Below are 23,682 nucleotides of genomic sequence, written 5' to 3' on the forward strand. Positions count from 1 at the left end.
AAGCCCCATGCTGCAACTGCCGCCGCTCTCTCTCTATATTCATGTGCCCTGGTGCGTCCAGAAGTGCCCTTATTGTGACTTCAACTCCCATGCCCAGAAGGGGGAGTTGCCTCACCTCGAATATGTCGCCGCTCTGCTGGAGGATCTGGATCAGGATCTGAAGTGGGCCCAGGGGCGGCCGCTCTCCTCGATCTTTATCGGCGGCGGCACCCCCAGCCTGTTGACGGTGGAGGCGATGCAAACCTTGCTGGACGGGGTGCGGGCCCGTATTCCGCTCGCCGCAGATTGCGAGATCACCATGGAGGCGAACCCGGGCACGGTGGAGGCGGACAAGTTCGCCGGTTTCCAGCGCGCCGGCATCAACCGTATATCCATCGGGGTGCAGAGCTTCCAGCAGGAGAAGCTGACCCGCCTCGGCCGCATTCACGGCCCGGAAGAGGCGCGCAAGGCCGCCGCACTGGCCCATGCCATCAAGTTGCCTACCTTCAATCTGGATCTGATGCACGGTCTGCCGGATCAGAGTCTGGATGATGCCCTTTATGACCTGCAGCAGGCTATCGACTGTGCCCCACCGCACCTCTCCTGGTATCAGCTCACCATAGAGCCGAACACGGCATTTGCCTCCAAACCGCCCAAACTGCCGGAAGATGACACCCTGTGGGACATCTACGAGCAGGGCCACGCCATGCTCACCGCCAGCGGTTATCGCCAGTACGAGATCTCGGCTTATGCCAAAGAGGGCTACCAGTGCCATCACAACCTCAACTACTGGCGCTTTGGTGACTATCTGGGGATCGGCTGTGGTGCTCACGGCAAGGTGACTGATCTCGCGAACCAACAGATCCTGCGCACTGCCAAGGTGAAGCATCCGAAAGGGTATCTGGATAAGAGTCGCCCCTATCTGGACGAGCAGTGGCAGGTGACGGCAGACGATCTGCCGCTCGAATACTTTATGAACCGCTTCCGCCTGTTTGAACCGGCCCCCAAGGCGGAGTTCGAGGCCTATACCGGCTTGCCGTTGGAGCGGGTCGAGACGGTGCTCGCCATCGCCCAAAGCAAGGAGCTGATCGAGGATCTGGGAGAGAGCTGGCAGCTCACTTCTCTCGGCCACCGTTATCTCAACGTGTTGCTCGAACTGTTTATGGATGAGTGAAAACTGGTTCACGATCTGGCTGCGAAGCCGTGATCAAGGTTCATGCGCTGCTCGGAAGCCTCACGTATATCTATACGCTCCGGTTCCTGCGCTGCTCTTCACCTCGCTGACAGCTTCTCGCAACAGGTCGTGAGGCAGTTTTGGCGAACCGTGTTTCGAGATAACAATCAGGGCGCCAATGGCGCCCTGATTGTTTTGGTCGGTAGAAACCCGCTCAGTAGCAGACGCGGATCATCTGCTGTTGGCCGGGCTCCCACCGCTTGCCGAATTTGGCCTTGCGCTGGTAACTCCCCTTGCCCTTCTTGTTGCGCTCGACCCGGCTGCGAAACAGGGGATCACAGAGCAGGGCATGCAGATGGTTATCCTTTATCTCGCCGCGCTGATGGGCATAGTTGCCCCCTTGCGCATTTTCCTCACGGGGGAGGGCGGGTTGGTCGACCCGAATCTTGGCCATGATGGCTCCTCTTCTTTTCTCTTGGTGTGTTGATTCTTGTGTCTGGATGGCTATTTTCGCTGCGGGCGCCTGTTCAGGCTAGCGCCCGACAACCGGATGCACTGGCACCGGTTAAAAACGCGGCGACTTTGTCACCAAATTGCCGCCGGAGCAATGCGTCGGGCGCGCCGAGTCAGTCACACTGAGCCAGGCACGCTCAGTCAGGCATACCATGTCAGCCATGAACCGGGTCATGCTGGTCGTGGTTGTGATGCTCGTGATGGGCCGGGGCGCCAGATTCCAGCGTCTCGAGGATGGCGCAGTGCTCCGCCGATCGCGGCCCGCCGCAGCAGATATTGGAGAGCTCGCGCAGGTTGTCGCGAAAGCGGGTCAGTTCGATGATCTTCTGCTCCACCTGGGCCAGCTTGGTGTCGGCCACTGCTTTCACCTCCTGACAGGTGACTTTGGCCTTGTTGGTATCGAGGTCGAGCAGCTCGCCGATATCGGCCAGCGAGAATCCCACCGACTTGGCGCGAATGATGAACTCCAACCGCCGCTTGTCCTGTTCACTGTAGAGGCGGTAGCCGGATTCGTTGCGGATCCCCGGTGAGATAAGCCCGTTCTTCTCGTAAAAACGCAGGGTATCTGCCTTGACCCCGCATGCCTTGGCCAGTTCACCGATCCGATACATGCTCTCTCTCCCCTTGAATGTATGCCGCCACAAAAACCGGAATCCACTATCACCCCTTTGCCCATGGATTGCCAGCCAAGGGCATAAAAGGGGCAGATAAACATCTCCTGGCGACCCTTTTTCCCATAAAACACTGAAAGTGAAAACGTTTCGAGAAAATCAAGTGGAAAACGTTTAACGCCGCGCCAAATAAGGCTTTGCTGTTTCAAAAAATCCACCACAGGTCACATTTTTTGTGTAGAATACGCGCCCATAACAGAGCGCCGCACCAAGCGGGCATTTCCTAAAACGCTTTTGCCGGATGTCGGGGCGAGAGTGGTTTGCGAAATCCCCCACTTCCATTTATTTGGGGACTCTCTGTGTTGAGCCTCGCCTCCCATGGAACGGTCCCCGTTATGTTGAGGACGATAGTGTGATGGAACAAGCTCGACCCATTCGCCGTGCACTGCTGAGTGTGTCTGACAAAACTGGCATTCTGGAATTTGCCAAGGCACTCAACGAGCGTGGTGTTGCCCTGCTCTCCACGGGCGGTACCGCCAAGCTGCTTGGCGAGGCGGGTCTGCCGGTGACCGAGGTCTCTGACTACACGGGTTTCCCTGAAATGATGGATGGCCGGGTCAAGACCCTGCATCCCAAGGTTCATGGCGGCATCCTCGGCCGTCGGGATCAGGATGACGCCATCATGGCCCAGCACGCTATCTCCCCCATCGACATGGTTGTCGTCAACCTCTACCCGTTTGCTGCCACCGTGGCCAAAGCGGGCTGCACCCTGGCCGATGCGGTCGAGAACATCGACATCGGCGGCCCGACCATGGTGCGTTCTGCCGCCAAAAACCATAAAGATGTCGCTATCGTCGTCAAAGCTGCCGACTATGATCGGGTTATTCGCGAAATGGATGCCAACGGCAACAGCCTGAAACTGGCGACCCGTTTCGATCTGGCCATCGCCGCCTTCGAGCACACTGCTGCCTACGACGGCATGATCGCCAACTACTTCGGCACCATGGTGCCCTCTTATGGCGACAACAAGGAGGGTGACGAGGAGTCCCGTTTCCCGCGCACCTTCAACAGCCAGTTCATCAAGAAGCAGGACATGCGTTACGGCGAAAACAGCCATCAGGCTGCCGCCTTCTACGCCGAAGAGCATGCTGCTCCGGGTTCCGTCTCCAGCGCTATCCAGCTGCAGGGCAAGGCGCTCTCCTACAACAACATCGCCGATACCGATGCTGCGCTGGAGTGTGTGAAGGAGTTCGACGAGCCGGCCTGCGTCATCGTCAAGCATGCCAACCCCTGCGGCGTGGCCATCGGTAGCGACCTGCTGAGTGCCTACGATCGCGCCTACCAGACCGACCCCACCTCCGCCTTTGGCGGCATCATCGCCTTCAACCGCGAGCTGGATGGCGCCACTGCCGCTGCCATCGTTGCCCGCCAGTTTGTCGAAGTGATTATCGCCCCGACCGTCAGCCAGGAGGCCCGCGATGCGGTCGCCGCCAAGCAGAACGTGCGTCTGCTCGAATGCGGCCAGTGGACGGCTCCGGCGCAAGGGTTTGACCTCAAGCGCGTCAACGGCGGTCTGCTGGTACAGGAGCGGGATCTCGGCATGGTGACGCTGGGTGACCTGACCGTGGTCAGCAAGCGCCAGCCGACCGAGGCCGAGCTGCAGGATCTGCTGTTCTGCTGGAAAGTGGCCAAGTTCGTCAAATCCAATGCCATCGTCTACGCCCAAAATGGCCAGACCATCGGCGTCGGTGCCGGCCAGATGAGCCGCGTCTACTCCGCCAAAATCGCCGGTATCAAGGCGGCGGACGAAGGGCTGACCGTGGCGGGCTCCGTGATGGCCTCCGATGCCTTCTTCCCGTTCCGCGACGGTATCGATGCTGCCGCGCAGGCCGGTATCTCCTGCGTGATCCAGCCGGGTGGCTCGATGCGCGATCAGGAGGTGATCGATGCCGCCGACGAACACGGCATGTGCATGGTGTTCACCAACATGCGCCATTTCCGTCATTGATGGGTCAGGGGCTGCCGATGGCGGCCCTTTTGTTGTCTCTTTTCAACTGACTATTTCCACTGACTGACGGCCCGGGTGGCCGTCCAGTGACCACAAATAGAAGCGAGCGATACGATGAAAGTACTGATCATTGGCAACGGTGGCCGCGAACACGCTCTGGCCTGGAAGGCCAAACACTCCCCACTGGTACGTCACGTTTTTGTGGCGCCGGGCAACGCAGGCACCCAGCTTGAGCCGGGTGTCGAGAACGTCGCCATCGAGGCGACCGATATCGAAGGGTTGCTGGCCTTTGCCAAAGAGAAGCAGGTCGGCCTCACCATCGTCGGGCCGGAAGCACCGCTGGTGAAAGGGGTGGTCGATGCCTTCCGCGCAGCCGGTCAGCCGATCTTCGGCCCAACCGCTGCCGCTGCCCAGCTGGAAGGCTCCAAGGCTTTCACCAAGGATTTCCTGGCCCGTCACGCCATTCCGACCGCCGAGTACCAGAACTTCACCGAAGTGGAGCCTGCGCTCGCTTATCTGCGCGAGAAGGGCGCCCCCATCGTCATCAAGGCTGATGGTCTGGCGGCGGGCAAGGGGGTGATTGTCGCCATGACCTTGCAGGAAGCGGAAGACGCGGTGCGCGACATGCTCTCCGGCAATGCCTTTGGCGAAGCGGGCTCCCGGGTGGTGATTGAGGAGTTTTTGGAGGGGGAAGAGGCGAGCTTCATCGTCATGGTCGATGGCGAGCACGTGCTGCCGATGGCCACCAGTCAGGATCACAAGCGGGTTGGCGACGGTGATACCGGCCTCAACACCGGCGGTATGGGGGCTTACTCCCCGGCACCTGTGGTAACCGCCGAGGTACATCGACGCGTGATGGAGCAGGTGATCATGCCGACCGTGCGCGGCATGGCGGCCGAAGGTAACGTCTATACCGGTTTCCTCTATGCCGGTCTGATGATCGACGGTGCAGGCAATCCCAAGGTGATCGAGTTCAACTGTCGTTTCGGCGATCCCGAGACCCAGCCCATCATGCTGCGGATGCAGTCCGATCTGGTGGAGCTCTGCCTGGCCGCTTGCGCAGGCAAGCTGGATCAGAAAGAGGCCATCTATGATCCCCGCGCCGCTATCGGCGTGGTGTTGGCGGCGGGAGGCTATCCCGGTGATTACAGCACCAATCACCCCATCAGCGGCTTGCCGGTGGATGAAGTGGCGGGCGAGAAGGTGTTTCATGCCGGTACCCGCCTGGAGGGCGATACCAGCCTGACCGCTGGCGGCCGCGTGTTGTGCGCCACCGCCCTCGGCCACACTGTGGCAGAAGCCCAGCAGCGTGCCTATCAGCTCGCTGGCCGCATCAAGTGGGATGGCGTCTTCTACCGCAAGGATATCGGCTGGCGCGCCATTGCTCGCGAACAGGAGTAACTGACGCAAGCCATTGGCCCGCTGATCCAGACCCCGCTACGGCGGGGTTTTTTGTCCCTGTTTACCGCTTTCAACCATCCTCATGGTGCGCGTCACCTGCGTTCAATCAGTTACCAAGCGCAAACAAGCGCGGCATATCTGTCACTATTTGCCACAAAAAACAGCATTTTTCACAAACTTTTCACCCTGAGTCATGGCATCATGCCTTGATGAATTCTTGTTTGGATTCATAAGTACCCCTAACAATTCGAGCATGTCGTTATATAAGGAAATCCCATGTTGAAAACCGTTCGCCCCCTGCTGCTGCCCCTGATGTTTGGCCTGATGACCCTGCCTGCCGTGGCGGGTGATCTGGAACAGCCGATGAAGAAGATTGGCTTCAACTACAAGCAGGCCGTCAAGGCTGATGATGCAGCCACTATGGAGAAGCACATCAACGAGATGAAGGCCCAGCTGGATGTGGCCAAGCAGAAGAACATGCCAGCCGCCAAGAAAGAGAAATTCCTTGAAGGGATGAACGAGGTACAGACCGAGCTGGACGCCAGCCTTGCCGCACTCAAGGCGGGTGATGAGGCCAAGGCACGCGAACATCTGGCCAAGGTCAACGACCTGAAGAAGGAGTACCACAAATATGCCAAGCAAAAAGGGTGAGCCCTTTCGCTGGGATCCGCTGGTTCGCCTGACCCACTGGGGCTTGGCGGCGGTCTGCATCGGCAACCTCTGGGTTAACGAAGCGGGGGAGGAGTGGCACGAGTGGCTGGGTTACGGCGCCATTGGGCTGGTCTCCTTGCGTCTGCTCTGGGGGCTCACTTTTGCACGTGGCTACGCCCGCCTTGGTGCCCTTATCCCCAGTGGTGAGGATTTTCGCCAGCAGGCGCGCGAGATGCGTGAGCGGCAGCCTCCGGCTCCGGGTCATCACGGTAGCGGCAAGCTGGCCGTGTGGGCGCTCTGGCTGGTTGTGCTGGCCACTGCTGGCAGCGGCTGGTTTCAAAATACCGAGACGGGATTTGAACTGGGGGCTGACGAGTGGCATGAGTGGTGCGTGGTGGCGCTGCAGGGACTGATTGGTCTGCATCTGCTGGCCATCGTCTTCACCTCTTGGCGCCAGCGCAGCAATCTGGTTACCCGGATGCTGCCTGCCATCGGGCGTCGCTCATCCATCCAGAGCAGCAGCAACGAGCAAACCTGAGGCTCAGCATTAGGCTCCTTGTCTCTGAGTGAGGCGCCTGATCCGGACCCTGCCCAGACCCGCCCATGGCGGGTCTTTTCTATGACCTCATCCAGCTCATCACAGGGCATTGCCCGATACGTAGATGCAAAAAGGCCGCTCATTATGAGCGGCCTTTTTCAATTTGGTGGCCCCTGGGGGACTTGAACCCACGACCAATCGATTATGAGTCGACTGCTCTGACCAACTGAGCTAAGGGGCCAAATTGTGCGTTTAGCGGCGTGGATTATAGGGGAAGAGGAAAGGGCAGTCTATAGGCATATCAACCACTTGGCGACTAATTGTCCAGGTCGATAGAGGGTGCAAAGCGGGTCGCAAGGGTAAATGTCAGACAAAACAAAGCCCCGCATGGCGGGGCTTTGGCAGAGCAGTTTGACACAGGGTCAGGACTATTCGTCCAGGAAGCTGCGCAGCACTTCCGAGCGGCTCGGGTGGCGCAGTTTGCGCAGTGCCTTGGCTTCGATCTGACGAATACGCTCACGGGTAACGTCGAACTGCTTGCCCACTTCCTCGAGGGTGTGGTCAGTGTTCATGTCGATACCGAAACGCATCCGCAGTACCTTGGCTTCGCGGGCGGTAAGGCCAGCCAGCACTTCGCGGGTGGCGTTGCGCAGGCTTTCGCTGGTCGCCGCATCGGCTGGCAGAGCCAGGGTGGTATCTTCGATAAAGTCGCCCAAGTGGGAATCTTCATCATCACCGATGGGCGTCTCCATTGAGATAGGCTCTTTGGCGATTTTCAGTACCTTGCGGATCTTGTCTTCCGGCATGCCCATGCGCATCGCCAGCTCTTCCGGGTTCGGTTCGCGACCCATCTCCTGCAGCATCTGACGGGAGATACGGTTGAGCTTGTTGATGGTCTCGATCATGTGTACCGGGATACGGATGGTACGTGCCTGATCCGCGATGGAGCGGGTAATGGCCTGACGGATCCACCAGGTAGCATAGGTCGAGAACTTGTAGCCACGACGGTATTCAAACTTGTCTACCGCCTTCATCAGACCGATGTTGCCCTCCTGGATCAGATCCAGGAACTGCAGACCACGGTTGGTGTATTTCTTGGCGATAGAGATAACCAGACGCAAGTTGGCCTCAACCATCTCTTTCTTCGCACGGCGGGCTTTGGCCTCACCGATGCTCATACGACGGTTGATATCCTTGATCTGGGCAATCGACAGACCGGTCTCTTCTTCAATCTGCTGCAGCTTGCCGATGGCGCGCTGAATATCCTCGTCCATTTCAACCAGACGGGGAGACCAGGCTTTGCCAGCCTGCTTCTGGTATTCGAACCAGGCAGTTTCACACTCATTGTTGGTGAAGGCCGCGACGAAGGTTTTCTTCGGCATCTTGGCCTGCTCAACGCAGAGCTTCATGATGATGCGTTCCTGCACGCGGACGCGCTCCATCATTTCACGCATGTTGTTGACCAGGCGATCGAACTGCTTGGGCATTAGGCGGAATTGACGGAATACATCGGCCAGCTGGGCGATGGCGGCCTGGGTATCTTCGTGCGCGCGACCATTCTTCTGAATGGAGAGGCGGGTCACTTCATACTGGGCACGCAGTTCACCAAACTTCTCGCGAGCGACTTCCGGATCCGGACCACCGTCACCGTCGTCGTCAGAGCTGTCGCCATCTTCGTCTTCGTCTTCTTCGTCTTCTTCATCTTCGTCGGCCAGATCGTCTTCGCCGAGCTCGGAACCGATATGCGTGGCGGTAGGTGCCATGTCTTCGGTTTCGTTCGGATCAATAAAGCCAGAGATGATGTCAGAGAGACGCAACTGCTCGGCTTCGTACTTGTCGTACTGTTCGAGCAGGTAAGTAATTGCTTCAGGGTACTCGGCTACGGAGCTTTGTACCTGGTTGATACCGTCTTCGATCCGCTTGGCGATGTCGATTTCGCCTTCACGGGTCAGCAGTTCGACGGTACCCATTTCCCGCATATACATGCGGACGGGATCGGTCGTGCGACCAATCTCAGATTCAACTGATGCCAGAGCCTGGGCCGCTGCTTCGGCAGCGTCCTCATCGGCGGTACCACCTTCAGCCATGATAAGGTCATCGGCATCCGGAGCGTTTTCAACCACTTGAATGCCCATATCGTTGATCATCTGAATGATGTCTTCGATCTGGTCTGAATCGACAATGTCTTGCGGGAGGTGATCGTTCACCTCGGCATAGGTCAGGTAGCCCTGTTCTTTACCTTTGGCAACGAGGAGTTTAAGCTGAGACTGCGGGGTTTGCTCCATAGAACTCATCCGGTTGGTGTTGCTAGGTTGCGCGTACAGTGCGCTGCTGCGCAAATAGCCAATTCTAATAGAAAACCGCCAGACATGCTATGTCTGGTTGCGGCGTCGGTCATGAGAAACCCCTGCCCGCAGTATTGTCGGGGCCAGGTGGTTATAAAATTTTTGCTTTTCATCCCGTCGATTCGGGCAACGCTATCCATATTGAGACTAATCACTCAAATATCAAGCCCCACTCTCATTTCTTTTCTCAATTTGCACCTCTCTTATCAGCATCATCAGCTCTTGGGTTTCTTCGGAGCTTAGTCCTTCCTGAGCCACTTTGGCCTGTAATTCTTCGATCCGCTGTTTCAGAAACTGGTTGATGAAGCCGACAAAGGTGTCCTGCAATTCTCCCAGAATATCCGGCTCTTGATCGAGTTTGATCTCCTCGAACAGGTCGTGCATGGCCAGCTGAGCAAGGATCTCTCCTTCCTTGGTACCACGCCAGTGTTCCAGCAGGATACCGGTTGTGATACCGGGCTGTGCCAAGATTTGCTGATGCAGTTGCAGCAGGAACTTGATGCCCTGTACGCGTAGTCCGGCCAATTCCGGCATGGGGGGAAGCTCAGCCGTTACTGCCGGATATTGCACCATCAGTGCCAGCGCACGCCGCAGTGGCGTCAGCTTGGCTGCCTTGGGTTTGTTGACCTCGGCCTTGGGCTGACTGTTGCGGGCAAAGAGCTCGGCGATGCGCTGCTTGTTCTCACCCCAGCGCATCATGCTGGAGAGGCGGGTGATCAGCCCTTCGCGGGTAAACCCTTCCGGTACGCGACGAATAAGCTCGGCGGCCTTGTTGGCCACTTCGAACTTGCCTGCCTCACCGGAGAGCGCCGCATCGCGACCGAGACGCTCGAACATGAAGTCGGCGAACGGCTGGGCTTCATCGAGCAGGGCTTCAAAACCCTCCTTGCCGATCTGGCGTACCAGCGAGTCGGGATCCTCGCCATCGGGCAGGAACACGAACTTCAGCTCGCGGCCATCCTGCAGATGAGGGAGGGCATTATCCAGCGCGCGCCAGGCGGCTTCACGACCGGCGTTGTCACCGTCGTAGCAGCAGACTACCTCGGCGGTGGTGCGAAACAGGGTGTGGATATGGTCGCTGGTCGTTGCAGTACCCAGCGCCGCCACCGCATAGTCGATGTCGTACTGACCGAGTGCCACCACATCCATGTAGCCTTCCACCACCAGGATCCGGCGTGGATCCTTGTGTGCCTGCTTCACCTCGTAGAGACCGAACAGCTCCCGCCCTTTATGGAAGATGGGGGTTTCCGGCGAGTTCAGGTACTTGGGGGTGCCATCACCCAGCACCCGGCCACCGAAACCGATAACCCGGCCACGCTTGTCGCGGATCGGGAACATGATGCGATCGCGGAAACGGTCATAACTCCCCGGGCCATTGTCACGGGTGATCAGCATGCCGCCCGAGATAAGCAACTGCTCGTGATCCCGGCTGGCGCCAAAGCGACGGCGTACCTGATCCCAATCGCTGGGTGCATAGCCAATGTTGAATCGTTTGACCACTTCGCCAGTCAGACCGCGCCCTTTGAGGTACTCCACCGCATGGGGAGCACTCTTGAGATTGCTCTCGTAGAAGCGGGCGATCTGGTTCATCAGCTCGAACAGATCCTTGCTGACGGCGGGCTGGCTATTGGCCGAGCCGCCGATGCTCTGTTCGCGAGGCACCTGCATGCCTTGCATGCTGGCGAGCTCTTCGATGGCATCGGGAAATTCGAGACCGTCGTACTCCATGACAAAGCCGATGGCGTTGCCGTGGGCGCCACAACCGAAACAGTGGTAGAACTGCTTCTCCTGGCTGACGGTAAAAGAGGGGCTTTTTTCGTTATGAAAAGGGCAGCAAGCCTGGTAGTTCTTACCGGCTTTTTTCAGCCGCACTCGCGAGTCGATCAGCTCGACTATGTCTGTGCGTACGAGCAGATCGTCGATAAAGGATTGGGGGATCCTGCCTGCCATAACCGTCCTGTTTCATTGCGGAGAAAATAAAAAAGCCGCGCATTCCAAGGGAAGCACGGCTTCTTCGACCAAACAAGAGAGTTGCCTGTTACGCCAAGCGGGTTTTCACCTGAGCACTGACGGCGCCGACATCGGCACGCCCCTGAATTTTCGGCTTCAAGACAGCCATGACCTTGCCCATATCAGCCATGACGGCAGCACCACTTTCAGTGATGGCTTGCTCGATCAGGGCAGCAATTTCATCTGCGGTCAGCTGTTGCGGCAGGAATTCCTGCAACACAACGATCTCGGCGGACTCTTTGTCGGCGAGATCCTGGCGACCTGCAGCTTCAAATTGGCTGATGGAATCGCGGCGCTGTTTGACCATTTTGGTCACGACAGCGAGGATATCCTCATCATTCAGCTCGATACGGGTATCGACTTCACGTTGCTTGATTTCTGCCATCAACAAGCGGATCGCTCCCAGACGTGCCTTATCTTTGGCAAGCATGGCGAGCTTTTGCTGATCCTTGAGTTGATCCTTCAGAGACACGGCAATATCTCCCGATTAGTACAGGCGGATACGACGTGCGTTTTCGCGAGACAGCTTCTTGGCGTGACGCTTGACAGCAGACGCTTTGGCGCGCTTACGAATGGTAGTCGGCTTCTCGTAGAACTCACGGCTACGAACTTCGGACAGGATACCGGCTTTTTCGCAAGAACGCTTGAAACGACGCAGAGCAACGTCAAACGGCTCATTTTCACGGACTTTGATTACTGGCATGTGCCTTTCACCTCAGTGATAAATTGTTAGCTGATCTTCAATCGATCAGCATGTCTTAAAATGGTGCGAAATTATACTCTGGACAGGGAATGAAAGTAAACCCGCAGAGATCGCTCTGGTTTAAAAAACCCGCGAAGGTTACCATAGCCGTCTCATTTTAGCAGTGAAATTTTTTAGCAATGCGTGTATTGGGCATAGAGACATCCTGTGACGAAACCGGGATCGCGATCTTCGACGATCAAAAAGGGATCCTTTCCCATCAGTTATACAGCCAGGTCAAGCTGCATGCGGACTACGGTGGCGTTGTCCCCGAGCTCGCCAGCCGGGATCATGTTCGCAAGACGATCCCGTTGATCCAGGCCGCATTGCAAGAGGCGGGACTGGGCAAAGATGACATCGACGGCATCGCGTATACCGCGGGGCCGGGTCTGGTTGGCGCCATTCTGGTGGGGGCGACCATTGGCCGCTCGCTGGCGATGGCTTGGAACAAGCCGGCCATCGCCGTCCACCATATGGAAGGGCACTTGCTGGCCCCCATGCTGGAAGAGAAAGCTCCCGAGTTCCCCTTTGTGGCGCTGCTGGTCTCCGGTGGTCACTCCATGCTGGTGCGGGTTGACGGCATCGGCAGTTATCAGCTGTTGGGCGAATCCATTGATGATGCCGCTGGCGAAGCGTTCGACAAGACCGCCAAGCTGATGGGGCTGGACTATCCGGGTGGTCCGCTGCTCTCCCGTCTGGCCGAGAAGGGCACTAAGGGGCGCTTCCACTTCCCCCGTCCCATGACAGATCGTCCCGGGCTAGACATGAGCTTCTCCGGTCTCAAGACCTTCACCGCCAACACCATCGCCGCCAATGGTGATGATGAGCAGACCCGCGCCGATATCGCTCGGGCGTTTGAAGATGCGGTGGTCGATACCCTGGCCATCAAGTGCCGTCGTGCTTTGAAAGAGACCGGTCTTAAGCGTCTGGTGGTCGCTGGCGGCGTCAGTGCCAACCGTCATCTGCGTGCCCAGCTGGCCGAGCTGATGGAGAGCCTCAAGGGCGAGGTGTTCTATCCGCGCACTGAATATTGCACTGATAACGGCGCCATGATCGCCTACGCCGGTATGCAGCGCCTGAAAGCGGGCGTGTTCGAACCTCTGGTGGTCAAAGCCGTGCCGCGCTGGCCGCTGGATACCCTGGATCCGGTCTGATCCGAAGGATCCCGCCTTCTGGCGTGGTGGTGAGTACCATGGTGGCCTATTACTCCGGCAATCCGGCAGCGGTGGTTATAGCGCCGCTGGCACGCTGTTGTGGTGTCTGCTGTCGCCGTGGTTGAGCCATCCGGATAATACGTCAGGTCTCTCGCTGCTAGACAGCCAAGCCAAGTACAGAGTAAAGAGATAAAAAAATCCCCGCCAACTGGCGGGGATTTTTGTTTGGCTATCGGCAGGCGACAGGATTACAGCAGGATGCCGCCGAAGAAGAAGCCCAGCGCCACGGCGATGGCGATGGTGGCGGTGCCCGGTACGAAGAAGGGGTGGTTGAAGACCGCCTTACCGATACGGGTGGAGCCGGTGTCGTCCATCTCTACCGCGGCCAGCAGAGTCGGGTAGGTCGGCAGTACGAACAGGGCGCTCACAGCTGCGAAAGAGGCAATCGCAGTCAGCGGGCTGACACCCAGTGCCAGTGCGGCAGGCATCAACGCTTTGGTGGTGGCGCCTTGTGAATAGAGCAGCATGGCAGCGAAGAACAGCACCACGGCCAGCAGCCAGGAGTACTGGTTCAGCAGGTCGCCAGCGATCAGCTGGATGGTGTCCATGTTGCCTTTCACGAAGACGTTACCCAACCAGGCGACACCCAGTACGCAGATACAGGCGGACATACCGGACTTGAAGGTCGGCATGTTGGTGACCTGGGTGGCGTCCAGTTTGCACACCAGGGTCATGATGGTGGCCGCGGCCAGCATGATGCCCATGATGGCGCCGTCACGGGGGATCGGCGGGTTGGTGATCAGGCCCACTTTACCGGAGATGGCAGTTGCATAAGCCATGACAGCAACGATGGCGGCGATGAAGATCCAGACAGACAGTTTGGCGTACGGTTTGATCTCGAGCTTGGTGGTACCACGCAGTTTGATCAGACCCTTGGCTTTGCGTTCCAGATAGACTTCGTCCTGCTCCAGCGGCTTACCCATCATGTTGGCGATGAAGGCGCCCAGGATACAGGCCAGGAAGGTAGAGGGGATGCAGATTGCCAGCAGGGTCAGGTAGTCAACACCAAACGGCTCGAGCATACCGGAGAAGGCAACCACAGCGGCAGAGATCGGGGAAGCTGTGATGGCGATCTGAGAGGCGACAACTGCGATGGAGAGCGGACGGGACGGACGGATCCCCTGCTCTTTGGCCACTTCCGCGATCACCGGCAGGGTGGAGAAGGCGGTATGACCGGTACCGGCCAGCATGGTCATCAGGTAGGTGACCACCGGGGCGGCGAAGGTGATGTATTTGGGGTTCTTGCGCAGCGCTTTTTCTGCCAGGAAGACCAGATAGTCCATCCCGCCAGCCAGTTGCATACAGGCGATGGCACAGATGACGGACGCGATGATCATGATCACATCCCAGGGGATGTAGCTGACCAGTTGATCGCTCGGGATGGGCATGCCCAGACCCCACGTCAATACCAGTACCCCCAGACCACCGGCAAAGCCGATGCCGATGCTGCCTATCCGGGCCCCCAGATAGATAGCGGCGAGCACGACAAGTAACTCGATTCCAATCATAGCGATAACTCCATTTTTTAGTTTTTGGTTTTTATTTGGCAAAAAGCCAATTCCCGATCGGGCTGGGGATAAAGACCAATCGGGAACTGACTTTATGGGCCGGGAAGATCCCGGCCCACACTCGCTTATACGGCAGCTTCGCGGGTGAAACGCTTGGCTTTGTATTGCGGGTTCATCAGGTTCTCAATGGAGAGAATTTCGTCCAGCTGCTCGGCGCTCAGCAGGCCGCGCTCAAGAACGACTTCGCGGACGTTCTTGCCGGTCTGGGCACAGATCTTGCCGACGATATCCCCTTCGTGGTGGCCGATGAAGGGGTTCAGGTAGGTCACGATACCGATGGAGTTCAGCACGTGATTCATGCAGATTTCCGGGTTGGCGGTGATACCTTCCACGCACTTCTCGCGCAGGGAAATACAGGCTTTTTCCATCAGGCTCAGGGATTCGAACATCGCCTGGCCAATCACCGGCTCCATGACGTTCAGCTGCAGCTGACCGGCTTCGGCGGCGAAGGTGATGGTGATGTCGTTACCGAATACCTTGAAGCATGATTGGTTGACCACTTCCGGGATAACCGGGTTGACCTTGGCCGGCATGATGGAGGAACCGGCCTGCATTTCCGGCAGGTTGATCTCTTTCAGTGCTGTGCGCGGGCCGGAGGAGAGCAGACGCAGGTCGTTACAGATCTTGGACAGCTTCATGGCCAGACGCTTGATGGCGCCGTGCAGCATGACGTAGGCGCCGCAGTCAGAGGTCGCTTCGATCAGATCTTCTGCAGGCACATAGGCACGGCCGGTGATCTCGGCCAGACGCTTGATGGCCAGTGCAGAGTACTCGGGCGGAGTGTTCAGACCGGTACCGATGGCGGTCGCGCCCAGGTTCACTTCCAGCAGCAGCTCCTGGCAACGCTTGATGGATTTGATCTCTTCGCGCAGGGTCACGGCGAACGCGTGGAACTCCTGACCCAGGGTCATCGGCACGGCGTCCTGCAGCTGGGTGCGGCCCATCTTCAGTACTTTTTTGAACTCTTCAGCCTTGGCATCGAATGCCGCGATCAGGTGCTCCAGCGCATGCAGGGTCACGTCAGTGCTGTTGACCACGGCCACGCGGAAACCGGTGGGGTAAGCATCGTTGGTGGACTGGCACTTGTTGACGTGGTCGTTCGGGTTGATGACGTCGTAACGGCCTTTCTCCAGACCCATGATTTCCAGGGCGATGTTGGCCAGTACTTCGTTGGTGTTCATGTTGACGGAGGTGCCGGCACCACCCTGGTAAACGTCGACCGGGAACTGGTCGAAGCATTTGCCGGTGTTCAGCATCAGGTCGCAGGCTTCTATGATCTTGTCAGCAATTTCAGGACGGATGGTACCGAGCTCGCCGTTTGCCAGTGCAGCAGCTTTCTTGGTCAGCACCATACCGCGGACGAATTCCGGAACGTCAGAAATCTTCTGAGAGCTGATCTTGAAGTTCTCGACAGCGCGCAGGGTGTGCACACCGTAGTAGAGATCATTGGAAACTTCTTTGGTGCCCAGCAGGTCTTCTTCAATGCGGACGTTCTTGATGTCGCTCATTGTAATGCCTCAGAAATCAGATAAATGGAAAAATCCTCACCGAGTGGTCGCGAGTTCCTTGCGCACAGCTCATCCTGAAGCACCACACATCGAGTGGGGCGGTTGGGAGAATGACCTCCCGAAAAACTAATCAATATACTACTCCAATTGAGGTATCGGTTATTAGAGGTGGATCACTAAATTTGCGACATTTTCAAATTACTTTGAGGAAAGTACACATATGTTATGAAGTTTTTATCATGATGATTTTTATAAATTTTTGTGACTTTTTGCTGGTTTTTTAGATTGCTGATGACGTAGGAGTCAGTTGACCAACTTGAAAAGAGGGGGGCTGCCCCCATTTATTCAGGGCAGAAAGTGGTGATGACGGGGCGGCAAAATCGCCTCTGACCATCGTTGGATGGGCGCCACTTTTTCTCAATTTACCGGTGCTGGAGTGGATATGGGCAAGTTGTTTTTGTTGTTGGTGGGTCTGGTTGTACTGGAACTCACCGTGATGATCGAGGTCGGCTCGGTAATCGGGGCGCTGCCGACTGTCGGCTTGCTCATACTGACCGCGGTATTGGGCTCCTCGCTGGTGCGCAGTGAAGGGATCAAGACCCTGTTCAGCGCCCAGCAAAAGATGCAGATGGGCGAGATGCCGGGCCGCGAGGTGATGGGGGGCATGATGTTGGCGTTGGCCGGTCTGCTGCTGATCATTCCGGGTTTTGTCACCGACTTCTTCGGGGTCCTGCTGCTGCAGCCCTGGCTGCGTAACAAACTGGCTGACAAGCTGATCGGCAGCAGCCAGTTCCGGATGCAGATGGGTGGCTTCCAGCGTACTCAATCGCCGTTTGGCAACGCACCGTCCGATGATCATCTGGGGAACGCCAAGCAGGGCGGCACCACTATCGAAGGCGAATTTGAGCGTAAAGAGTAATCGACGAGACGAAGACCCGAGGCGAGTGACTGAATCAGGGTTTGCCCTGATGGCACAAGGCCTCGAAGCGGTGTCGGGCATACCACCATGCGAGGGTGCCCGCCGCCAGATTGGCCAGCAGTATCCCCAGATATATCCCCTGTTCTCCTCCCAGCTTTGCCCCCAGCCAGGCTCCTGGCAACAGAAAACCAAACAGCCGCAATCCGTTGAACAAAAACGAGATACTGGATGCTCGCACGCCATTGAGTGCCGAGGCCAGCAGCATCACCATGCCCTGAAAGCCGTAACCGATCGGCACCAGATGCAGATAGAGAATAATCAGGCAAATGACCTGCGGATGATCGCTGAACAGGTTGGCGATGAGTGGCGCCAGTAGCCAGGTCAGGCCATAGATGGCGAGCTGGAACAGTAGTGCAAAGCGCATGCTGCTCTGAAGTGCGGCTTTGGCCCGGGCCGGATTGCCAGCGCCGCAGTTTTGCGAGATGAAAGGGGCCAGTACGGAGGCGAGGGCCATCATCACAATTAGCAACAGCGCCTCGACCCGCGACGCGGCACCATAAGCGGCCACCACCTCGGTACCCAGTCCTGCAAAGATCGTCATCAGCACCGCATTGGCCAGGGGGTTGAGCATATTGGTAAAAGAGGCGGGGACGGCGACATGGAGCAGCGCCCGCCAGTGGGTCAGCAACCGGGCCCGCGGCGAGAGGCGCCACAGCAGCAAGCCTTCCCGATGACGCAGGATATAGAGGCTGACCAGCATCGCCATCAACCAGGAGATAGAGGTCGCGATGGCGGCCCCGCGGATCCCCCATTCGGGAAAGGGACCGATACCGAAGATCAACAGAGGATCCAGTACCCCGTTGACCAGCCCGGCTACGGCCATCACCAGACTGGGGGTTTTGGTGTCGCCGGTCGCCCGGATGGCGGCATTGCCCACCATGGGCAGCACCAGCATGGGGACGGTGAGATACCAGATCAGCATGTAGTCATGGATGAGAGAGATAAGCTCGGCACTGGCCCCCAGCAGAGTAAACAGAGGCTTGATGGTGAGAGCTCCCCCCGCGGAGAGCAGGGCCACCATGATCACCGCCAGAAACAGGCTGTCGGTGGCGAGATGGGCCGCCTCATCGTGTTTGCCCTGCCCCAGGGTATGACCGATCACCGCTGACAATCCGGCGCCCAATCCCATCGCCAGCGAGGTGACCACAAAGGTGACGGGAAAGGTAAAACTGATGGCAGCCAGAGCTTCGGTTCCCAGCATACCGATAAAAAAGGTATCGACCAGATTGAAGGCCAGAATGGCGATGATGCCGAAGATCATGGGGCCCGTCATCTGGCGCAGTACGACCGGAATAGGGGCTGTCAGCATGGGGTTGGTGCGGGTCAAGGGCTCGTCTCTACAGCTGGCTTTGAAGGTTCTGGCATGGAAACCGGGCGGCTTGAACCGACCTTGCACCAGAGTGCGGACATGGCTGAACCATCGAAGATGTTTATAGTACGTGAAAAAATTTTTTTTGTATTTGCCCTTGAAGGGTTAGCAACTCTGCCCCACATCAGGGACATATCTAATTTGGCCTGGAACGGCCATTCCTCAAAGCAACAATGAGACTCATTTTGGGAGAGTTATCGATGAAAATTCGTCCACTGCACGACCGCGTCATCATCAAGCGCATCGAAGCTGAAGCCAAATCTGCCGGCGGTATCGTCTTGACTGGTACTGCGGCCCAGAAGTCCACCCGTGGTGAAGTGCTTGCCGTGGGGACTGGTCGCATCCTGGATAATGGCGAAGTCAAAGCGCTGGCCGTGAAGGTTGGTGACAAGGTTATCTTCAACGAAGGCTACGGTGTGAAGACCGAGAAGCTGGATGGTCAGGACGTCCTGATCCTCTCCGAAACCGACATCCTGGCGATTGTCGAAGAGTAATCCATCCTCCTTTTCCCCGAATTGATTTAAGGATTGAAGAAAAATGGCAGCTAAAGACGTTAAGTTTGGTAACGAAGCCCGCATCAAGATGCTGGAAGGCGTAAACATCCTGGCTGATGCCGTCAAGGTGACTCTGGGCCCGAAAGGCCGTAACGTGGTGCTGGACAAGTCCTTCGGCGCCCCGACCATCACTAAAGATGGTGTTTCTGTTGCGCGCGAAATCGAGCTGGAAGACAAGTTCCAGAACATGGGCGCCCAGATGGTCAAGGAAGTGGCTTCCAAGGCGAACGATGCCGCCGGTGACGGTACCACTACTGCAACCGTTCTGGCTCAGGCTATCGTCAACGAAGGTCTGAAAGCCGTTGCCGCCGGTATGAACCCGATGGATCTGAAGCGCGGTATCGACAAGGCCGTTGTGGCTGCTGTTGCCGAGCTGCAAGCGCTGTCTCAGCCGTGTGCTGACAGCAATGCCATCGCTCAGGTGGGCACCATCTCCGCCAACTCCGACGAGAAAGTGGGCAAGCTGATTGCCGAAGCCATGGACAAAGTGGGTCGCGATGGCGTCATCACCGTTGAAGATGGTCAGGGTCTGGAAGATGAGCTGGCAGTTGTTGAAGGTATGCAGTTCGACCGCGGCTACCTGTCCCCCTACTTCATCAACAAGCAAGAGACCGGTTCCGTTGAGCTGGACGACCCGTTCATCCTGCTGGTTGACAAGAAAGTCTCCAACATCCGCGAAATGCTGCCGGTGCTGGAAGGCGTTGCCAAAGCGGGTAAACCGCTGCTGATTGTTGCTGAAGACGTAGAAGGCGAAGCCCTGGCGACTCTGGTGGTCAACACCATGCGCGGTATCGTGAAAGTGGCTGCCGTCAAGGCGCCTGGCTTCGGTGACCGTCGCAAGGCCATGCTGCAGGATATCGCCGTACTGACTGGCGGTACCGTCATCTCTGAAGAAGTTGGCATGGAGCTGGAAAAAGCGACTCTGGAAGATCTGGGTCGTGCCAAGCGCATCGTCATCACCAAAGAGAACACCACCATCATCGATGGCGTGGGTGATGCCGGTGTGATCGAAGGTCGTGTTGCCCAGATCCGTCAGCAGATCGAAGAGACCTCTTCCGACTACGATCGTGAGAAGCTGCAAGAGCGCGTAGCCAAGCTGGCTGGCGGTGTTGCCGTGATCAAGGTGGGTGCTGCTACCGAAGTCGAGATGAAAGAGAAGAAAGCTCGCGTAGAAGATGCTCTGCATGCTACCCGTGCTGCCGTTGAAGAAGGCGTGGTTGCCGGTGGTGGTGTTGCGCTGGTTCGCGTTGCTGCCAAACTGGCTGGCCTGCGCGGTGACAACGAAGACCAGAACGTCGGTATCAAGGTTGCCCTGCGCGCCATGGAAGCCCCGCTGCGTCAAATCGTCATCAACGCCGGTGAAGAAGCCTCCGTCATTGCCAACGCAGTGAAGAACGGCGAAGGCAACTTCGGTTACAACGCTTACAGCGAACAGTATGGCGACATGCTGGCCATGGGCATCCTGGATCCGACCAAGGTAACCCGTTCCGCCCTGCAGTTTGCCTCTTCCATCGCCGGTCTGATGATCACCACCGAGTGCATGGTCACCGAACTGCCGAAGAAAGATACCCCTGCTATGCCTGACATGGGCGGCATGGGTGGCATGGGCATGATGTAATCATCCCCCTTGCTATAGTTGACAAACGGCTCGCTCAAGGCGAGCCGTTTTTTTATATCTGGCTAAACTGAGTCTGTTGAGACAGCAAATCTGGGGGCGATATGAAAATGTTTGGTTGGCTGACACTACTGTGTTCATTGGTCATCATGCCGGTGATGGCTGCTGAGGCGCTGACGGGGCCGGTGATCCTGAAAGTCGGTGGCAACATCAGGTCGGCAGACGAAGTTGATGGCAAGGTGTTGTTTGATCTGGCTAAACTGCAGGCTCTGCCGCAACATGAGATAGTGACAGGCAACCCGTGGGTGGATAAGCCGCACACCTACAGAGGCCCAAAACTGGCCGATGTATTGGCTGCAGTCGGTGCGGATGGCAAGACCATTACGTTGACAGCACTGAACAGTTTCCAGATCCGCATTGAATGGGACAAGGTTGCCAAATACGAGCCCATTCTTGCATGGGAAGACAATGGGGCTGTCATGCGGGTGCGTGACAAGGGGCCGGTCTGGTTTATGCTGCCTCTTGATCAATATCCGGAATTGAAGCGATCCGAATATACCGACATGATGATCTGGCAGCTGGATTTGATAGACATTCAGCACTGATAAAAACAGCACGGGAGCATGGGGTGAAAGGAAAGACTAGGGCGTGGCCACTGCTCGTCATTCTGTATGTATCCATCCTGTTGTTTACCGGGAGCACCCTCTATTGCCTGATGCAGATCCAGAATGCGACCAGAGCGATGGAGAAATACACCTATGATGTCTCCTGGGCGCTGATGCAGTTGCAGCTGGAGCTCGGGCGTTTCCTCAATGCGGTAGAGGTCTATCACTATGGCGGGATTGATCATGACACCTTGATGTTGCGTTATGACATTCTCTGGAGCAGAACGCCCATCCTGTTGAGCGGCCAGCTGCGCAAGAGCATGCAGGACAAGCAGAAAACCTTACGTCTGGTGCAGCTGATTGAAACCAATATTCGCCAAATAGAGCCCGACATCACCAAGTTGCAAAGCGGGGCATCTGACTATCAGCAGATCATGATGCGCCTTGCCCCGCTGCAAGAGCCGCTCTCCTACTCCCTCGCTTCTGTGATGCAGAAGAACATCAACGTCTATTCCGAGAACGATCGCCATTTTGGCCAATTGCGTAATGCCTTGTTGCTGATGGTCTCCGGTCTGGTCATGTCAGTGCTGCTGCTCAGCATGCTGCTTATATATGAAGGGCGTCGCCATTTCAGAGCAGCCAGACGGGATCCGCTGACCGGGTTGTCCAATCGGGTTGCTTTGCTGGAGCGGATGGAGCTGTACGCCACACAGGAAGTGCCGTTTGGACTGGTGCTGGTCGATATCAACGACTTCAGGGATATCAACAGCAAGTTTGGCTATGACACAGGTGATTATCTGCTTTGTGAGTTTGCCACCCGGATCAGAGTGCTCTGTGAAGAGGGCGAGTGGAGCGGACGTCTGGGGGGGGATCAATTTGCCATTATTCAGCGTGGCAGCAGCGATCTGCGTCAGGTCAGGGAGTTGGTAGCGCGATTACTGCATGCGCTGAAGCAAGATATCGTCTATGACAACTATCCCTTCCGGCTCGAAGTCGGGATCGGCATTGCCTTCTATCCGATGGACAGCGACAAGACTCAGGAGTTACTGAGTCGTGCGGAGCAGGCCCTGTTCCATAGTCGCAAGACCCATGCCCCCTATGTGATTTACGATAACTCCCTGCTCAACGAGACGGCGCGGCGTAAACATTTGGCGTCGGATATGATCATGGCGCTGGAACACAATGCGTTGGAACTCTATTACCAACCCATCGTCAATCTCGAGAGTGGCCGCTGTGAAGCTGTCGAGGCTCTGCTGCGCTGGCGGCATCCGGAACTCGGCTTCATTCCGCCAAACGAAGTGATCATGGTGGCCGAGGAGTTCCAGCTTGCCGAGCGGGTTGGGAGCTGGGTGCTGAACACGGCTTGCGAGCAGCTCTATCAGTGGCACCAGCTTGGTATGGTTGATCTGCAAATGTGTGTGAATATCTCGCCAGGCATGTACCAGCGTAATTTGCTCAAACTGGTGGCCAAGGCATTGATGGAACACCACCTGCCTGCCCGTAGCCTGGTCTTGGAGGTCACGGAAGATACCACCATGCGCGAAGTGAAGAACTCGCTGCAACTGATGCAGGATCTCAATCAGCTGGGGGTACTGCTGGCATTAGACGATTTTGGGACTGGCTATTCCTCTTTGAGTTATCTGCAAAAGTTACCGGTCAGCAAGGTGAAGATCGACCGCTCATTTATACAGGGAATTGACACTTCACTGGAGGCATCCGAACTGGTCGCAAATATTTGCCGGATGGGGTCGATGCTGGGCAAGAGTCTGGTGTGTGAAGGGATTGAGACACAGGCCCAGTTGGATGTGCTGCGATCCCTGACCGATATCCACTTGTATGGACAGGGCTATCTGTTCAGCCGACCGGAGCAGGCGGAGAAAATCTATCAGACCTTGTTGGAGATGGAGGAGCTTTGGCTGGCGCGTCAACAATCCGAAATAGCTTATATGAGTTGAGAGGGGGCTTACCTGTCATCTGCCTCCAGAATGTGTGATTTAGCTCGAACTTTCTTCTTTTTGTTTGTTGTTTGAACGGTTGTGCAGTTTTATCAAAAGAACATGCAATTTAGCCTTGCCAGAAAGAATTCACTCCCTATAATGCGCCTCCATCGACACGGCAAGCGGCAACGCAAACAACCTGGTCGATAACCTCGAAAAACCTTTGAAAATAAGGCTTGACTCGAGAAGGCGGTTGAGTAGAATTCCACTCCCGCAGCAACACGCTGTTGCGTCGCTCTTTAACAATTTGAATCAAGCAATCTGTGTGGGCACTCACAGCATCGAACATCAAAAACAATTT

21 protein-coding genes and 1 tRNA gene are annotated in these 23,682 nt (G+C 56.9%); 11 read left to right on the forward strand and 11 right to left on the reverse strand.

Features of this window, described 5'->3' with window-relative positions:
- Positions 1-7: 7 nt before the first annotated feature.
- Positions 8-1,153, forward strand: a complete 1,146-nt coding sequence (gene hemW / locus NOM06_RS14240) for a radical SAM family heme chaperone HemW (RefSeq protein WP_255912040.1) — start codon at positions 8-10, stop codon at positions 1,151-1,153.
- A gap of 214 nt (positions 1,154-1,367) precedes the next feature.
- Here hemW and NOM06_RS14245 read toward each other — a convergent pair whose 3' ends face one another.
- Both NOM06_RS14245 and zntR read right to left on the reverse strand, forming a co-directional pair.
- Positions 1,368-1,607: an alternative ribosome-rescue factor A gene (locus NOM06_RS14245; protein WP_124930201.1), complete on the reverse strand. Its 240-nt coding sequence runs from the start codon at positions 1,605-1,607 to the stop codon at positions 1,368-1,370.
- Positions 1,608-1,821: 214 nt separating this feature from the next.
- A complete protein-coding gene (gene zntR / locus NOM06_RS14250; protein WP_043825867.1) occupies positions 1,822-2,277 on the reverse strand; it encodes a Zn(2+)-responsive transcriptional regulator in 456 nt (151 codons plus the stop codon).
- 415 nt (positions 2,278-2,692) lie between these two features.
- Between zntR and purH the strand changes: the two genes are divergently transcribed.
- From purH to NOM06_RS14270, 4 genes are all read left to right on the forward strand, one after another.
- Positions 2,693-4,285, forward strand: a complete 1,593-nt coding sequence (gene purH / locus NOM06_RS14255; protein ID WP_231720201.1) for a bifunctional phosphoribosylaminoimidazolecarboxamide formyltransferase/IMP cyclohydrolase — start codon at positions 2,693-2,695, stop codon at positions 4,283-4,285.
- 114 nt (positions 4,286-4,399) lie between these two features.
- Positions 4,400-5,686 carry a phosphoribosylamine--glycine ligase gene (gene purD, locus NOM06_RS14260; protein WP_005341242.1) on the forward strand — a complete coding sequence of 429 codons (1,287 nt, stop codon included), beginning with the start codon at positions 4,400-4,402 and terminating at the stop codon, positions 5,684-5,686.
- 276 nt (positions 5,687-5,962) lie between these two features.
- Entirely contained in the window at positions 5,963-6,337 is a 375-nt protein-coding gene (locus NOM06_RS14265) for a cytochrome b562 (RefSeq protein ID WP_005349056.1), read from the forward strand.
- Entirely contained in the window at positions 6,318-6,875 is a 558-nt protein-coding gene (locus NOM06_RS14270; protein WP_150996107.1) for a cytochrome b/b6 domain-containing protein, read from the forward strand. Before NOM06_RS14265 ends, NOM06_RS14270 begins: the two co-directional genes overlap by 20 nt.
- Before the next feature lie 164 nt (positions 6,876-7,039).
- Here the strand turns inward: NOM06_RS14270 and NOM06_RS14275 are convergent.
- The 5 genes from NOM06_RS14275 to rpsU form a co-directional block, all read right to left on the reverse strand.
- Positions 7,040-7,116, reverse strand: a tRNA-Ile gene (locus NOM06_RS14275).
- Between the two features lie 187 nt (positions 7,117-7,303).
- Entirely contained in the window at positions 7,304-9,199 is a 1,896-nt protein-coding gene (gene rpoD, locus NOM06_RS14280; RefSeq protein ID WP_263718854.1) for an RNA polymerase sigma factor RpoD, read from the reverse strand.
- A 183-nt stretch (positions 9,200-9,382) separates the two neighbouring features.
- Positions 9,383-11,170, reverse strand: a complete 1,788-nt coding sequence (gene dnaG, locus NOM06_RS14285; protein ID WP_107683753.1) for a DNA primase — start codon at positions 11,168-11,170, stop codon at positions 9,383-9,385.
- An 88-nt stretch (positions 11,171-11,258) separates the two neighbouring features.
- Entirely contained in the window at positions 11,259-11,702 is a 444-nt protein-coding gene (locus NOM06_RS14290; protein ID WP_005349081.1) for a GatB/YqeY domain-containing protein, read from the reverse strand.
- A 15-nt stretch (positions 11,703-11,717) separates the two neighbouring features.
- Positions 11,718-11,933 (reverse strand): 30S ribosomal protein S21, encoded by a 216-nt coding sequence (gene rpsU / locus NOM06_RS14295; RefSeq protein WP_005309452.1) that lies wholly within the window; start codon positions 11,931-11,933, stop codon positions 11,718-11,720.
- Between the two features lie 179 nt (positions 11,934-12,112).
- Between rpsU and tsaD the strand changes: the two genes are divergently transcribed.
- Positions 12,113-13,126 (forward strand): tRNA (adenosine(37)-N6)-threonylcarbamoyltransferase complex transferase subunit TsaD, encoded by a 1,014-nt coding sequence (gene tsaD / locus NOM06_RS14300; RefSeq protein WP_005358144.1) that lies wholly within the window; start codon positions 12,113-12,115, stop codon positions 13,124-13,126.
- 248 nt (positions 13,127-13,374) lie between these two features.
- Here tsaD and NOM06_RS14305 read toward each other — a convergent pair whose 3' ends face one another.
- Together NOM06_RS14305 and aspA are read right to left on the reverse strand one after the other, a co-directional pair.
- Entirely contained in the window at positions 13,375-14,694 is a 1,320-nt protein-coding gene (locus tag NOM06_RS14305) for an anaerobic C4-dicarboxylate transporter (protein WP_021229055.1), read from the reverse strand.
- Between the two features lie 125 nt (positions 14,695-14,819).
- Positions 14,820-16,262, reverse strand: a complete 1,443-nt coding sequence (aspA, locus tag NOM06_RS14310) for an aspartate ammonia-lyase (protein ID WP_255912042.1) — start codon at positions 16,260-16,262, stop codon at positions 14,820-14,822.
- Between the two features lie 442 nt (positions 16,263-16,704).
- On the opposite strand from aspA, the gene NOM06_RS14315 reads away from it, so the two are divergent.
- Complete coding sequence (locus tag NOM06_RS14315) at positions 16,705-17,181, forward strand: FxsA family protein (RefSeq protein ID WP_042054399.1); 477 nt, start codon at positions 16,705-16,707, stop codon at positions 17,179-17,181.
- 34 nt (positions 17,182-17,215) lie between these two features.
- Here the strand turns inward: NOM06_RS14315 and NOM06_RS14320 are convergent, their stop codons facing one another.
- Positions 17,216-18,550 carry an MATE family efflux transporter gene (locus tag NOM06_RS14320; protein ID WP_255912049.1) on the reverse strand — a complete coding sequence of 445 codons (1,335 nt, stop codon included), beginning with the start codon at positions 18,548-18,550 and terminating at the stop codon, positions 17,216-17,218.
- Positions 18,551-18,810: 260 nt separating this feature from the next.
- Here NOM06_RS14320 and NOM06_RS14325 point away from each other — a divergent pair, with 260 nt between their 5' ends.
- From NOM06_RS14325 to NOM06_RS14340, 4 genes are all read left to right on the forward strand, one after another.
- On the forward strand, positions 18,811-19,104 hold the full coding sequence (locus tag NOM06_RS14325) for a co-chaperone GroES (RefSeq protein WP_005340573.1): 294 nt from the start codon (positions 18,811-18,813) through the stop codon (positions 19,102-19,104).
- Positions 19,105-19,147: 43 nt separating this feature from the next.
- Complete coding sequence (gene groL / locus NOM06_RS14330) at positions 19,148-20,782, forward strand: chaperonin GroEL (RefSeq protein ID WP_005340575.1); 1,635 nt, start codon at positions 19,148-19,150, stop codon at positions 20,780-20,782.
- Positions 20,783-20,883: 101 nt separating this feature from the next.
- Positions 20,884-21,384 (forward strand): molybdopterin-binding oxidoreductase, encoded by a 501-nt coding sequence (locus NOM06_RS14335; protein WP_005349099.1) that lies wholly within the window; start codon positions 20,884-20,886, stop codon positions 21,382-21,384.
- A gap of 23 nt (positions 21,385-21,407) precedes the next feature.
- Positions 21,408-23,339, forward strand: coding sequence for a bifunctional diguanylate cyclase/phosphodiesterase (locus tag NOM06_RS14340; RefSeq protein ID WP_255912043.1), 1,932 nt, complete (start codon positions 21,408-21,410; stop codon positions 23,337-23,339).
- Positions 23,340-23,475: 136 nt separating this feature from the next.
- Here NOM06_RS14340 and NOM06_RS14345 read toward each other — a convergent pair.
- The coding region (locus NOM06_RS14345; RefSeq protein WP_255912045.1) for a hypothetical protein at positions 23,476-23,682 on the reverse strand (207 nt) is incomplete at its 5' end.

This window comes from Aeromonas sp. JL9 (genome assembly GCF_024436075.1).
Lineage (GTDB): Bacteria > Pseudomonadota > Gammaproteobacteria > Enterobacterales > Aeromonadaceae > Aeromonas > Aeromonas veronii.

Excerpts from the sequence above, each read along its gene's own strand:
- hemW (WP_255912040.1), top strand. The coding sequence starts at position 8 with ATGCTGCAACTGCCGCCGCTCTCTCTCTATATTCATGTGCCCTGGTGC.
- NOM06_RS14245 (WP_124930201.1), bottom strand. The coding sequence starts at position 1,607 with ATGGCCAAGATTCGGGTCGACCAACCCGCCCTCCCCCGTGAGGAAAAT.
- zntR (WP_043825867.1), bottom strand. The coding sequence starts at position 2,277 with ATGTATCGGATCGGTGAACTGGCCAAGGCATGCGGGGTCAAGGCAGAT.
- purH (WP_231720201.1), top strand. The coding sequence starts at position 2,693 with ATGGAACAAGCTCGACCCATTCGCCGTGCACTGCTGAGTGTGTCTGAC.
- purD (WP_005341242.1), top strand. The coding sequence starts at position 4,400 with ATGAAAGTACTGATCATTGGCAACGGTGGCCGCGAACACGCTCTGGCC.
- NOM06_RS14265 (WP_005349056.1), top strand. The coding sequence starts at position 5,963 with ATGTTGAAAACCGTTCGCCCCCTGCTGCTGCCCCTGATGTTTGGCCTG.
- NOM06_RS14270 (WP_150996107.1), top strand. The coding sequence starts at position 6,318 with ATGCCAAGCAAAAAGGGTGAGCCCTTTCGCTGGGATCCGCTGGTTCGC.
- dnaG (WP_107683753.1), bottom strand. The coding sequence starts at position 11,170 with ATGGCAGGCAGGATCCCCCAATCCTTTATCGACGATCTGCTCGTACGC.
- rpsU (WP_005309452.1), bottom strand. The coding sequence starts at position 11,933 with ATGCCAGTAATCAAAGTCCGTGAAAATGAGCCGTTTGACGTTGCTCTG.
- tsaD (WP_005358144.1), top strand. The coding sequence starts at position 12,113 with ATGCGTGTATTGGGCATAGAGACATCCTGTGACGAAACCGGGATCGCG.
- NOM06_RS14305 (WP_021229055.1), bottom strand. The coding sequence starts at position 14,694 with ATGATTGGAATCGAGTTACTTGTCGTGCTCGCCGCTATCTATCTGGGG.
- aspA (WP_255912042.1), bottom strand. The coding sequence starts at position 16,262 with ATGAGCGACATCAAGAACGTCCGCATTGAAGAAGACCTGCTGGGCACC.
- NOM06_RS14315 (WP_042054399.1), top strand. The coding sequence starts at position 16,705 with ATGGGCAAGTTGTTTTTGTTGTTGGTGGGTCTGGTTGTACTGGAACTC.
- NOM06_RS14320 (WP_255912049.1), bottom strand. The coding sequence starts at position 18,550 with ATGCTGACAGCCCCTATTCCGGTCGTACTGCGCCAGATGACGGGCCCC.
- NOM06_RS14325 (WP_005340573.1), top strand. The coding sequence starts at position 18,811 with ATGAAAATTCGTCCACTGCACGACCGCGTCATCATCAAGCGCATCGAA.
- groL (WP_005340575.1), top strand. The coding sequence starts at position 19,148 with ATGGCAGCTAAAGACGTTAAGTTTGGTAACGAAGCCCGCATCAAGATG.
- NOM06_RS14335 (WP_005349099.1), top strand. The coding sequence starts at position 20,884 with ATGAAAATGTTTGGTTGGCTGACACTACTGTGTTCATTGGTCATCATG.